Source organism: Sphingobium sp. (genome assembly GCF_003248505.1).
In the GTDB taxonomy this organism is placed as follows: Bacteria; Pseudomonadota; Alphaproteobacteria; order Sphingomonadales; family Sphingomonadaceae; genus Sphingobium.
Genome location: NZ_QFOA01000015.1, coordinates 1 through 11,501 on the forward strand (window position 1 = coordinate 1; position 11,501 = coordinate 11,501).

The 11,501-nt window shown below is 64.1% G+C and carries 13 protein-coding genes; 4 read left to right on the top strand and 9 right to left on the bottom strand.

Going from position 1 to position 11,501, the window contains the following annotated elements:
- Positions 1-177 precede the first annotated feature (177 nt).
- Both DI606_RS07795 and DI606_RS07800 read left to right on the top strand, forming a co-directional pair.
- Positions 178-1,383 (top strand): site-specific integrase, encoded by a 1,206-nt coding sequence (locus tag DI606_RS07795; protein ID WP_293981216.1) that lies wholly within the window; start codon positions 178-180, stop codon positions 1,381-1,383.
- Between the two features lie 141 nt (positions 1,384-1,524).
- Positions 1,525-1,683, top strand: a complete 159-nt coding sequence (locus DI606_RS07800) for an S-adenosylmethionine:tRNA ribosyltransferase-isomerase (protein WP_367119464.1) — start codon at positions 1,525-1,527, stop codon at positions 1,681-1,683.
- Positions 1,684-1,693: 10 nt separating this feature from the next.
- On the opposite strand, the gene pyrF is transcribed toward DI606_RS07800, so the two are convergent.
- Genes pyrF through DI606_RS07835 form a run of 7 tightly spaced genes read right to left on the bottom strand, consistent with a single transcriptional unit; the run spans position 1,694 to position 7,914 of the window.
- A complete protein-coding gene (pyrF, locus tag DI606_RS07805; RefSeq protein ID WP_293981220.1) occupies positions 1,694-2,368 on the bottom strand; it encodes an orotidine-5'-phosphate decarboxylase in 675 nt (224 codons plus the stop codon).
- Entirely contained in the window at positions 2,365-2,757 is a 393-nt protein-coding gene (locus DI606_RS07810; RefSeq protein WP_293981223.1) for a hypothetical protein, read from the bottom strand. The genes pyrF and DI606_RS07810 overlap by 4 nt, the downstream gene beginning before the upstream one ends.
- 36 nt (positions 2,758-2,793) lie before the next feature.
- Positions 2,794-3,693 (bottom strand): aldose 1-epimerase, encoded by a 900-nt coding sequence (locus DI606_RS07815; RefSeq protein WP_293981226.1) that lies wholly within the window; start codon positions 3,691-3,693, stop codon positions 2,794-2,796.
- Positions 3,694-3,695: 2 nt separating this feature from the next.
- Positions 3,696-5,108, bottom strand: coding sequence for a sugar porter family MFS transporter (locus DI606_RS07820; RefSeq protein ID WP_293981229.1), 1,413 nt, complete (start codon positions 5,106-5,108; stop codon positions 3,696-3,698).
- A 31-nt stretch (positions 5,109-5,139) separates the two neighbouring features.
- Positions 5,140-6,015, bottom strand: coding sequence for an SMP-30/gluconolactonase/LRE family protein (locus DI606_RS07825; RefSeq protein WP_293981231.1), 876 nt, complete (start codon positions 6,013-6,015; stop codon positions 5,140-5,142).
- Between the two features lies 1 nt (position 6,016).
- On the bottom strand, positions 6,017-6,775 hold the full coding sequence (locus tag DI606_RS07830) for an SDR family NAD(P)-dependent oxidoreductase (protein ID WP_293981234.1): 759 nt from the start codon (positions 6,773-6,775) through the stop codon (positions 6,017-6,019).
- A complete protein-coding gene (locus DI606_RS07835; protein ID WP_293981362.1) occupies positions 6,772-7,914 on the bottom strand; it encodes a fumarylacetoacetate hydrolase family protein in 1,143 nt (380 codons plus the stop codon). Before DI606_RS07835 ends, DI606_RS07830 begins: the two co-directional genes overlap by 4 nt.
- A gap of 162 nt (positions 7,915-8,076) precedes the next feature.
- Between DI606_RS07835 and DI606_RS07840 the strand changes: the two genes are divergently transcribed.
- Positions 8,077-8,271 carry a hypothetical protein gene (locus DI606_RS07840; protein WP_293981237.1) on the top strand — a complete coding sequence of 65 codons (195 nt, stop codon included), beginning with the start codon at positions 8,077-8,079 and terminating at the stop codon, positions 8,269-8,271.
- 118 nt (positions 8,272-8,389) lie between these two features.
- Here the strand turns inward: DI606_RS07840 and DI606_RS07845 are convergent, their stop codons facing one another.
- On the bottom strand, positions 8,390-8,809 hold the full coding sequence (locus DI606_RS07845; RefSeq protein WP_293981239.1) for an EF-hand domain-containing protein: 420 nt from the start codon (positions 8,807-8,809) through the stop codon (positions 8,390-8,392).
- A gap of 279 nt (positions 8,810-9,088) precedes the next feature.
- On the opposite strand from DI606_RS07845, the gene purB reads away from it, so the two are divergent.
- Positions 9,089-10,405 (top strand): adenylosuccinate lyase, encoded by a 1,317-nt coding sequence (gene purB / locus DI606_RS07850; RefSeq protein ID WP_293981242.1) that lies wholly within the window; start codon positions 9,089-9,091, stop codon positions 10,403-10,405.
- A gap of 10 nt (positions 10,406-10,415) precedes the next feature.
- Here the strand turns inward: purB and DI606_RS07855 are convergent, their stop codons facing one another.
- Positions 10,416-11,489, bottom strand: a complete 1,074-nt coding sequence (locus DI606_RS07855) for a LacI family DNA-binding transcriptional regulator (protein ID WP_293981244.1) — start codon at positions 11,487-11,489, stop codon at positions 10,416-10,418.
- Between the last annotated feature and the right edge of the window lie 12 nt (positions 11,490-11,501).

Here is an 11,501-nt window from a genome sequence, read left to right on the forward strand (position 1 = left end):
AAACCCCATCTTGACCCACCCCTGACATCCGAAACATAATCGCAAGGTGGGTCACTTCTCGATGAAAACCCCGGGTCACTTCTCAGCGGCAATCAACACACCATTCACTGAACGCCGCCCGGAGCCTCTGACATGAGGTTCCGGGAACGGCTCCCTGTTGCCATTGAAAGGTTAGCCATGCCCAAGATCAAACTCGAAGCATCCATCATCCCGACACTGTTCTGCCCGCCGGAACGGTCGACCCAGACCTATTTCGACACGGCCATAACCGGCTTTGTCTGTGAAATGCGCTCGAATGGCCGGGGGACATACGCCTTGCGGTACAAAGACCCCTATGGCCGTCAGCGCCAGTACAAGATCGCCAGCGTCGGCGACATCAGCTTTGCGGAAGCCAAGAAGGAGGCGATCCGCATCAAGGGGCGGGTGTCAGTCGGCAAGAACCCGGCTGAGGAGCGTTATGCCAATCGCCGCATCCCAAGGTTGTCGGAACTGGCGGAGCGCTATCTGGACCATGTGCGGACCTACAAGCGCAGTCATGACATTGATGCCCGCTATCTCAATCTTCACCTTCTGCCGAAGTGGGGGAAGTTTCATCTGAACGAACTCAGCCAGACCGATATTCTCGAATGGTTGCAGTCGAAGGTGGCCGTCGATGGCTATGCGCAGGCGACCGTCAATCGCTGGCAGGTCATCTTTGGGCACATGATGCGTCTCGCCAAGCGCTGGAACCTTCCGGGTTCGGAGGTCAACCCGCTTGAGGGTATCAGGCTGAAAGACCCGGAGAACCGTGTCGAACGCTTCCTGTCGGCTGACGAAACCCAACGTTTGAAGGCGGCGGTCGAAGAAAGCCCCAATTTCATGCTGCGTTACATCGTCGCGCTGCTGCTCCTTACCGGGTGCCGCAAGCGTGAGTTGCTCGACGCCAAGTGGGAACAGGTCTCGTTCGAGCGGAAGACTTGGTACATCCCGACGACCAAGACGGGGAAGCCGCGTTACGCCCCCCTGTCGGAGGATGCGATCAATGTGTTGAAGTCGATCCCGCGCTTCGACGCCTGCCCCTATATCGTGCCGAACCCGGATACGATGAAGCCGTTTCTTTCGATCTATAACGCCTGGAACAAAGCCCGCATACGAGCGGGTATGCCCGATTTGCGGATGCATGACCTGCGCCACAGCGCTGCGTCCAACCTCGTGAACTCGGGCCAATCGCTGTATGTCGTGTCGAAGGTGCTGGGTCATTCGTCCGTCAAGACGACCGAGCGCTATGCCCATCTGTCGTCCGGCACGCTGCTCAATGCCGTCAATGCCGCATCGCAGCTTACGGGGACGACTTGGGCGTGCGGGATGACCGAACCAGCCATTGCGGAACTACCGGCTGTGTAGGAGCGCGGTGGGTCATTTCGAGCCGACCTATCCTAGCAAAATATCTTTGATAGGATGACGGGCGAATCCGGCCTTCGGCTCGATTTATGAAGTTGGTGGGAGGCATTCAAAAATGCCTTCCGCCTACGCTCTAAGCAGATGATATTTAATACTTTTTCACGTTATAATCAGAATTTGTTCATGCTGGTATCTGCCCTGATGGGCCGCGACCGGATGCAGTCGGCCTATGCCCATGCCATCGCGTCGGGCTACCGCTTCTACAGCTATGGCGACTCCAGCCTGCTGCTGCCGCAGCGCTGAGGCCGGATCGTCAGAGCGTCGCTTCGATCTCGCGTGCGGCGAGGTCGGGATTTTCGGCCAGGCTGATCGGGCGGCCCACCACCAGGATCGAGGCGCCGCGATCCAGCGCCTCGCGCGGGGTGACTGCCCGCTTCTGGTCGCCTTTCGCGCCGCCGGCGGGGCGCACGCCGGGCACCACGAAGAAGCCGTCGCTCCATTCTTTCCTGACGATCCCGACTTCCTCACCGGAACAGACGATCCCGTCCAACCCCGCGCTCTGCGCCAGGTCGGCGAGGCGGCGGACCTGATCTTCCGCCTTGCCGCCGACGCCGATGTCCATCAGGTCGCCGTCGTCCAGGCTGGTGAGAACGGTCACTGCCACCACCTTCGTATGAGCGCCCGCCGCCGCCTTCGCATCCTCCAGCATCGCGCGTCCGCCCGCTGCATGCACAGTTAGGATCGCCGGTTCGATCCGGTGGAGCGCCTGCACCGCCTTGGCGACCGTATTGGGAATGTCGTGCAGTTTGAGGTCGAGGAAGATCGGCAGGCCGAACTTCGCCATTTCATGCACGCCCTGATGCCCGTTGGCGCAAAAGAATTCGAGGCCCAGCTTCAACCCGCCGACATGATGCCGCACCTGACCGGCGAGCGTCTGCGCCTTGCCGAGGTCGGGGGTGTCGATGGCGACATAGATGGGACTGCTCATGGGATACCTGCGGCGGGCGTGGAGGGAAGGGGGGCGGGGACGTCGCCAGTCGAGATGCCGGGGCCAGTCGAGATGCCGGGGCCAGTGGCGATGACCGGTGCGGGGGTGGCGGGTGTTGCGGGCGGCGGCGGCACGCCGGTGGCGGCAACGGCGGCAAGGGCGCGTTCGCTCCCCTCCACCTGTCGCCGCAGACGCCAGCGCGTTACGCGCGCGACGGTCCAGAACGGCAACGCGCCCAGCAGGAAAGCGAGCAGGATCGGAAACCACACGCGTGTTTCCCACACGATGTCGCCCCAGATCTTGATGACGAGCGGACCGTTGTTCGCCTTGAAGAATAACGCGGCGGCGACCGCGATGACGACCCAGAAGGCGGTCCGCAAAAACTGCATTGGTTTCTCACTCTCGCTGCTTCTCTGCAGGGCAGCTTAGGCGATAGCGGCGGTTTTCGAAAGCGCCTCGTCATCTTTGTCGACCGCGATGGTCATGCCGATCGCGATGCAATCGCCCGGCGCCACCACCCTCATGCCGCCGCGATTGATCGCATCGGGCATATGGCTGACCGGTTCGAGGCAGAAAAAGGCTTCGCCCGGCGGTCGGTAGACGTGCAGCCAGTCCGTGCCTTCGCCCCGCAGCGTCAGCTTTCGCCCGTCGCCGCGCGTCACGGTCGCCGAGCCTGTCCAGCCGCTATAGCTGTTGTCGATGAGGCTCTCGCCCAGGATCGGGGCGGATTTCGACCAGTCGCGCAGCGCGTCTGCGGGCGCTTCCCGATCCGGCAGCATGTCGGGTGTCGAAAGCCAGACGCCGCGCGCGACGAAGTCCAGCCGGGTCGCGTCGTCCGCCGCGAAATAGGGGTGGAAGCCCAGCCCGGCGGGCATCGGGCGGTCGCTCCGGTTCCAAAGCGACAGCGAGATGGACAGCTGCGAGCGTGTCAGCGCCACGTGCTGCTCCGCCCGATAGCGCCAGTCCCACCCCATCCCGCCGTCATGATCGTGGATCAGCGTGACATGCGTTGCAGCTGTCTCTTTCGCTGTCCACTTCGCCTGCCAGCCAAAGCCATGGATGCTGTGCGGATGGTCGCCGAAGTTGAGCGGGAGCCGATGCTCCGCACCGTCGAAGGCGAAGCGACCGTGCGCGATCCGGTTAGCGTAGGGAACGAGCGGGAAGCACGCCATCGCAAGCGGATCGGTCGCGTCCGGCGGCGTGCGGCGCAGCAGGTCCGTGCCGTCGGCGCAAAAGTGCAGCAACGCTCCGCCAAGTGCGGGCGAGAGCGCGGCTTCCAGCGCTCCCGCCTTCAGGATGATGCGGTCGTCCGTCCCGTCGCCCACGATCAGCCGACCATGTCCTCAAGTTCGCGGCCCTTGGTTTCGTTGACCATGGCGCGCACGAAGAAGAAGGATACCAACGCGAAGAACGCATAGCCGCAATAGGCGACGGCCAGACCGGGCGACACGACCAGGGAGGGGAAGCTGACCGAAACGACGGCGTTCGCGATCCACTGGGCGAAACCCGCAACGGCAAGGCCGGACCCGCGGATCTGGTTCGGAAACATCTCGCCCAGCATGACCCACATGATCGGGCCCCAGCTCATGTTGAAGAAGATCACATAGAGGTTCGCCGCGACCAGCGCGACGATGCCGTTGTTGCCGGGCAGCGACACCGCGCCGTTCGCTCCGGTGACGGCGGTGGAGAAGGCGTAGGCGACGGTCGCAAGCGTCACTGCCATGCCCGCCGACCCGATGAGCAGCAGCGGCTTGCGCCCGATCTTGTCGACCAGCGCGATGGTGGCAAGGCAGGCGCCGATCGACAGCACGCCGGACAGAATGTTGGTCTGAAGCGCGTAATCCTCCGAAAAGCCGACCGCTTCCCACAGGGTCGCGCCATAATAGAAGACGACGTTGATGCCGACGAGTTGCTGGAAGACGGCAAGGCCGATGCCGGTCCATACGATCGGGCGGACCTTTCCGCTCACCTTGTCGAGGAGGTCGGACAGCTTGGGCCGATGATGATCGGCGGACAGGCTGGCGCGGATTTCGTTGACCTTGCGCGCGGCTTCCTCCGCGCCGAAGAGGCGGGTCAGCACTACTCGCGCCCGGTCGTCATGCCCGCGCGCGACAAGGTAGCGGGGGCTTTCGGGGATCGCGAGCAGCGCCAGGAAATAGATGGCGGCGGGGATCGCCTGCAACCAGAACATCCAGCGCCAGGCCGGAAAATCGAGCCACAGCGGTGCGGTCGATCCGCCCGCATAGCGCGCCAGCACGAAGTTCGCGACGAATGCGCCGGTGAGGCCCGAAATGATCATCACTTGCTGCACCGACGACAAACGGCCGCGCACGGCGGCGGGTGTGACTTCGGAGATGTAGACCGGCGAGATCACGCTCGCGGCGCCGACGCCAAGGCCGCCGACGATCCGCGCGAAGATGAAGATCATCGACGATCCGGCAGCGCCCGCGACCAGCGCGCTCAAGAGAAAGAGGATGGCGGACAGCATCATGACGCCGCGTCGACCGATGATGTCGGCCATCCGCCCCGCGCCGAACGCGCCGATGGAAGACCCCACCAGAATCGCGCCCACGTTGATGCCGATGCCCAGCTTGCCGAGGTCGAAGGCGCTTTCCAGCCCCTTCTGCGTGCCGTTGATGACGCCCGAATCATAGCCGAACATGAAGCCGCCGATCGTCGCCACCGCGACGATCGCTGCGATGAAGGCCATGTTGACCTTCCCGGCGCTCCCCTCACTCATTCTTGTCGTCCTTCCTGCTATCTTGTCTTTGCTACAGCGTCGCGACGGGCCCCGGCAGCCCCGCGACGCCGGGGTCGAAGGCGAACAGATCGCCCGCGAGAGGCTGTTCTGTCAACGCTGTCATATCCAGTCCCTTGCGCGCCGTCGTCGCATAGGCGGTCGCAAGTCCCTCGCCGCCGAAGGCGATCTTCGTGATGTTGGCCACGGGGAAACGGATTTCGCGCATCAGCCTGCCCGCCGGATCGTAGCGGCGCACCGCCCACCCGCCGAACAGCCCGGTCCACACACATCCTTCCGCGTCGACGGTCGTGCCGTCAGGATGGCCTGCGCCGTCCTCGATCTCGACGAAGAGGCTGGTTTCGCCCACTGCGCCTTCCGGTGACAGCGTCGTGCGCCAGATGCGTTTGCCCAGCGTATCCGTGTGGTAGAGGATGCCGCCATCGGGCGAGAGGGCAGGACCGTTGGTGATGCTGACGGGCGGCAGTCCCGTTTCCGCGCATTCGCCCTTGTGGACCCGATAGAATCGCCCGCTCGGCGCGTCTTCCGCATCGTCCATCGACCCGAACCAGATTGCCCCGTCGGGCGCGATGCACGCATCGTTCTGGCGATTGCCCGGCAGATGCGCTTCGGGGGCGTGGAGCAGGGCGAAGCTGCCGTCTGCGGGATCAAAGCGGTGCACCCCGGTCTGCAGCCCCGCGGCGAACAGGCCGTCGTCGGTCGGAAGAACCCAGCCCACCTGCGCGGGCGCGTTCCAGCTTCGTCCCGCATCCAGCGCCGGGTCGAAGCGGTGGATGCGATGTTCCTTGATGTCCACGAACCACAGCGCCGCGTCGCGCGCGACCCAGACCGGGCCTTCGCCCAGTGTCGCTCCCAGTGACAATATGCTCTGCGGTTCCGTCATGGTCATGTCAGCGCCATCCTGCATCGATGAAATAGTCGTGACCCGTGCAATAGCGCGCGTCGTCCGACGCCAGAAACATCGCGAGCGCAGCAACGTCAACCGGCAGGATGCGACCGTCGAGGCATTGGGCGGCGACGATTTCGGCCTCGCCTTCGGGCGTGTACCATTTTTCCTGGCGCGGGGTCTTCACATTGCCCGGGATGATCGTGTTGACGCGGATATTGTCTCGACCGAGGTCGCGGGCGAGGCTGCGCGTCAGGCCTTCGATCGCGGCCTTCGCGGTTTGATAGAGCACCAGCTGGGGCAGGGCGAGATGCCAGCTGATCGACCCGAAATTGAGGATCACCCCGCCGCCCGCGCGCTTCATCGCGGGCACCGCCGCCTGCGCCGCGAAGAAGAGGTGGCGCAGGTTTACCGCCATGCGCTCGTCCCAATAGGTGGTCGTCACGTCCTCGATCGCATGCCGGTCGTCGTTGGCGGCGTTGTTGACGAGGATATCAATGCCGCCCAGTTGCCGCTCGACCGCGCCCATCATCGCCTGCACTGCCGCGATGTCGCGCAGGTCGACGGCGTGGAAGATGGGCGCGTGACTGGCGCCCGACAGCCGCGCGACCAGATTTTCGCTTTCCGCGACGGCGATGTCGCAGAAGGCGACCTTCGCCCCTTGCGCCACGAACGCCTCGACCAATCCCTCGCCGATACCGCTACCGCCGCCGCTGATGAAAACCCGCTTGTCCTTCAAGCTGGGGTAGGTGGCACCGGTCATGCAGATACTTTCTCTTTGGCGTTCAGCAGGCCGCGCGCGGCAAGGTTGGTCATGAAAGCGACCAGGCCCTGGGTCCAAGGCGCTGCGTCCTTCGACGTGACGACCGTGTTGACGAGCGTGCCGAGGCGGGGGGTGGAGATGGCGACAATATCGCCGACCTTGTGCGTGAAACCGCGGCCCGGCTCGTCGCGGTCCTGTACCGGCGCAAACAGCGTGCCGAGGAAAAGGGCGAAACCGTCGGGATATTGATGTTCCGACAAGGTCTGACGGACGAGGTCGAGCGGATCGCGGCTGATCTGGTTCATGCTGCTCGTCCCCTCCAGGCGATAGCCTTCGGGGCCGTCGATGGTCAGTTCGACTTCGGCGTTGCGAACGTCGTCGATGGTGAAACCGTCGTCGAACAGGCGCACCAGCGGACCGAGCGAGCAGGACGCGTTATTGTCCTTGGCCTTGCCGAGCAGGAGCGCGGAGCGTCCTTCGAAATCGCGCAGATTGACGTCATTGCCCAGCGTCGCGCCCACCGTCTTGCCGGTCGCGTTCACCAGTAGCACGATCTCAGGTTCCGGGTTGTTCCAGGTCGAATCTGAACGGATGCCGATCTGCGCGCCCAGGCCCACGGTCGACAGCACCGGTGCCTTGGTGAATACTTCGGCGTCGGGTCCGATCGCCACTTCCAGATATTGCGACCACAGCCCATCCTCGATGAGTGCGGCCTTGAGCGCGGCGGCTTCGGGTGAGCCGGGAGATACCGCGCGGATCGAGCCGCCCACCCGTTCTTCCAGACGGCTGCGGATGTCGGCGGCGGCGGCGGCATCGCCCCGGGCGCGCTCCTCGATCACGCGTTCGATGGCGGACAGCGCGAAGGTGACGCCGCATGCCTTTACGCATTGCAGATCTACCGGGCTCAGAAGCGGCAGGTCGATCACGTCGAGCGGCCCGAGCGGTTCGCCGGCATCCGGCAATAGCGGCAGCTTTTCAACCAGTTGGGAGAGGGTGGGAGCCACGCGGCTCATGTCGTAGGCGACACCGCCCGATACCATGATGGGGCTGGGCCCCTGCGCCGTTTCCACGCGTCCGAGAAACAGTCCGTCCCGCCAGTCGGCAGGAAGGCAATCGAGCAAGGCAGCAACCCCCGGCATCATCAGCTCCTAAAGCATATTACGTTTGATAGCGCTACCAGCATGGATGGGGCCGGGAAGTCAAGAAGATGTTGCAACGATGCTGCGCCAATGGAACAAGTTTACGATCATGTGACGACGCACTTCCCGTCCGCCCCCCTTTCGGGCATAAACGGTCGGACCATGAGCAAGCACGAAGACACGGCGTCGACCCCCGACGCAACAACGCCCCCTTCGCCATCTTCGCCTGAAAAGGTGCCCGATCTCGCTACAGCTGCGGGCAAGTCGGTCGGGAAGGGGATATGGACCGGCGCAGCGGTCGGCATCGGATCGGCGGCTATCGTCGCGGCGCTGCTTTACACGCGCCGTAAAGGCTGAAGCGCTTCATTTTTCCGCGAATCGCAAAAATGGGGCGGCATGGCCTTCGCTCCATGCCGCCCCGTGCGACCCTTCAGGGTCATCTTTCCTTGCCTTCGTGACAGGCGGGGAAATTAGTTCAAGCTGCGCCGCCGCTCAGATAGCTGATAAGTTCGGGCTTGCTGACGGTAACGCTCTTGTCCTTATCGGCGGAGGTGAACGCGCCGCTGACCCAAGCGGTCAGCTTTTCAGCGGGCAGAGTGGAGCCGGTGGTTTTCATCTCCTGGTCCTTCAGCGCAACCATCCAGCGTGAAAATTCGGACTGGTCGAGGACGCCATCCTTGTTGGTGTCATAAGCAGCGAACTCGCTGTCGACGATGGATGCGATGGCGCTTGCCGACGTAGCCGGTTGCGTGGTGGAGGGTTGAGCGGGCGCAGTCGATTGCGGCATGGCCTGCGGCGACGCCGTGTTCGGTTGCATCGATGGTTGTGCCGCCTGCTGCGCCAACGCGGGCGCCGAGACGAGAAGCGCGCTCGTAAGGATTAGGGTCCGCAACATCGCAATCTCCTGCATCTTCTTCATCGGGATCGAGCCAGAGGCCCGTTCGCCCGTCATGTTTCCTGTGTAAAGACAATAGACCAGAACGCCCGAATGTTCCTGAACGGCTGTTCATGACCGGCGACTCGTCCTGCCGCTCCGTTCGGCTCGTCTCATATCGGCCGACGAGTTGCGACGACTCGCCTCGCCGGTGGGACAGGAGTGCGCATTTGCCCCGTGGCGGGGACGCTGCTAGGCGGCGCACCATCTTTTTCTTTAAGCCAATGCAGGATTCGCCCGATGGTCCCACGCTACGCCCGCCCGCAGATGACCGCACTCTGGGAACCGGAGGCGCGCTTCAGCATCTGGTTCGAGATCGAAGCCCACGCGACGGAGAAGCTGGGCGAGCTGGGCGTGGTGCCGCCCTCGGCGGCCAAGGCGCTCTGGGACTGGTGGGCGACCAATCCGGCAATCGACGTGCCTGCAATCGATGCGATCGAAGCGGTCACGAAGCACGATGTCATCGCCTTCCTCACCTGGGTCGCCGAACAGGTGGGCGACGAAGCGCGCTTCATGCATCAGGGCATGACGTCGAGCGACGTGCTGGACACCTGCCTTGCCGTGCAACTGGCCCGCGCGTCCGACATCCTGATCGAGGATATCGACAAGCTGCTGGAGGTCATCAAGCGCCGCGCCTTCGAACATAAGCTGACGCCGACCATCGGTCGCAGCCACGGCATCCACGCCGAACCCGTCACCTTCGGCCTTAAAATGGCGGAGGCCTATGCCGAATTCAGTCGTTGCAAGGCGCGCCTCGTCGCCGCGCGCGCCGAAGTCGCGACCTGCGCCATTTCCGGTGCGGTCGGCACCTTCGCCAATATCGACCCGCGCGTCGAGGAACATGTCGCAGTCAAGCTGGGTCTGTCGGTGGAACCGGTGTCGACGCAGGTCATCCCGCGCGACCGCCACGCCATGTTCTTTGCGACGCTGGGTGTCATCGCTTCGTCCATCGAGCGGCTCGCGGTCGAGGTCCGCCACCTTCAGCGCACCGAGGTGCTGGAAGCGGAGGAATATTTCTCGCCGGGGCAGAAGGGCTCCTCGGCGATGCCGCACAAGCGCAATCCGGTACTGACGGAAAATCTGACCGGCCTTGCCCGCATGGTGCGTGCCTATGCGCTGCCCGCGATGGAGAATGTGGCGCTGTGGCATGAACGCGACATCAGCCATTCGTCGGTCGAGCGCTATATCGGCCCCGATGCGACGATCACGCTCGACTTCGCGCTGGGCCGCCTGACCGGCGTCATCGACAAACTGCTCGTCTATCCCGAGCGGATGATGAAGAATCTCGACAAGATGGGAGGCCTCGTCCACTCGCAGCGTGTGCTGTTGGCGCTGACGCAGGCGGGGGTGAGCCGCGAGGACAGCTATCGATATGTCCAGCGCAACGCGATGAAGGTGTGGGAATCGGACGGGCAGTTGTCGCTCAAGGAACTGCTGAAGGCCGATGCCGATGTCGCCGCGGCGCTGACGTCCGAGCAGATCGAGGATAAATTCAACCTCGATTACCATTTCGCGCAGGTCGACACGATCTTCGCCCGGGTGTTCGGCGAAAGCTGACCGGCTGCGCCTACCGGCCGCCGGTGCGCGGCCGGGTGCGTGGCGCGGCGTCCGACTGGCGGCGGATCAGCGCATAATCGAGAACCTGATGCTGGATCGCATCGCCGTCGCCGCCCCGGCGGGGCTTCAACTGGCGCACCAGCGCTTCGACCGCCGCGCGCGACATGTCGCTGATCGGTTGGCGGATGGTCGTCAATTCAGGCCAGATCGTCGTCGCCAGCGACGTGTCGTCGAAGCCACAGACGGTGAGGTCGCCGGGCACGTCGAGGCCGGTGCGATGCGCGATGGCGACGGTGGCCGCTGCCATGTCGTCGTTGCTCGCAAAGATCGCGGTCGGCGGGTCGGCCAGCGCCAATATATGCTCGGCTGCGTCAAGGCCCGACCGGTAGGTGAAGAAGCCCTGCGCGATCAGGTCGTCCCGCACCGGCAGCCCGGCTTCCTCCAGCGCCTTCACATAACCTTCGAACCGGCGCGAACTGGCGCTCTGGTTCGGATTGCCCTTGATGAAGCCGATGCGCATATGTCCGAGCGACAGCAGGTGTCGCGTCATTTCGTAGGCGGCATGGCAGTCGTCGATGCTGACCGCCAGCATGTCCGAATGCGGCTGGCCGGACGCGACGGCGACAGCGGGAATACTCGCCTTTCGCAGGGCGTCCAGCAGTTCGGCAAGGTCGCAGAGCGGCGGCGGCAGCACCACGCCGTCGATCCGGCTGCGTTTCAGATGCTCCACGACGGCGCGTACGGAGGTTCGCTCATCCCATTTCTCCACCACCAGATCGATGCCGCTGCGGCTTGCCTGATCGAGGCTGCCGACGAGGAATTCGCTGAGATAGGAGGACGAAGGGTTGGAATAGAGCAGGCCGATCCGCGTTTCGTCCCCGCCCGCCAGCGTGCGCGCGGCGGCGCTGGGCGCGTAGTTGAGCGCGGCGATGGCCGTTTCCACCTTCTCCCGCGTCACCGGGCGCACGACCTGCTCGCCATTGATGACGCGCGAGACGGTCATGGGCGACACCCCGGCTGCCAGCGCCACATCGTTGATGGTAGGAGCGTTGCGCTGGCGGCGGGAAGAGCGGGTGTCGGTCACGGCTGGGACTTT

Bases quoted from the DNA above. Each gene is read 5' to 3' on its own strand.
- DI606_RS07835 (WP_293981362.1), bottom strand. From the start codon at position 7,914: ATGCCGGGGGTTGCTGCCTTGCTCGATTGCCTTCCTGCCGACTGGCGG.
- DI606_RS07830 (WP_293981234.1), bottom strand. From the start codon at position 6,775: ATGACCGGTGCCACCTACCCCAGCTTGAAGGACAAGCGGGTTTTCATC.
- DI606_RS07820 (WP_293981229.1), bottom strand. From the start codon at position 5,108: ATGAGTGAGGGGAGCGCCGGGAAGGTCAACATGGCCTTCATCGCAGCG.
- DI606_RS07810 (WP_293981223.1), bottom strand. From the start codon at position 2,757: ATGCAGTTTTTGCGGACCGCCTTCTGGGTCGTCATCGCGGTCGCCGCC.
- pyrF (WP_293981220.1), bottom strand. From the start codon at position 2,368: ATGAGCAGTCCCATCTATGTCGCCATCGACACCCCCGACCTCGGCAAG.
- DI606_RS07825 (WP_293981231.1), bottom strand. From the start codon at position 6,015: ATGACCATGACGGAACCGCAGAGCATATTGTCACTGGGAGCGACACTG.
- DI606_RS07840 (WP_293981237.1), top strand. From the start codon at position 8,077: ATGAGCAAGCACGAAGACACGGCGTCGACCCCCGACGCAACAACGCCC.
- purB (WP_293981242.1), top strand. From the start codon at position 9,089: ATGGTCCCACGCTACGCCCGCCCGCAGATGACCGCACTCTGGGAACCG.
- DI606_RS07795 (WP_293981216.1), top strand. From the start codon at position 178: ATGCCCAAGATCAAACTCGAAGCATCCATCATCCCGACACTGTTCTGC.
- DI606_RS07845 (WP_293981239.1), bottom strand. From the start codon at position 8,809: ATGTTGCGGACCCTAATCCTTACGAGCGCGCTTCTCGTCTCGGCGCCC.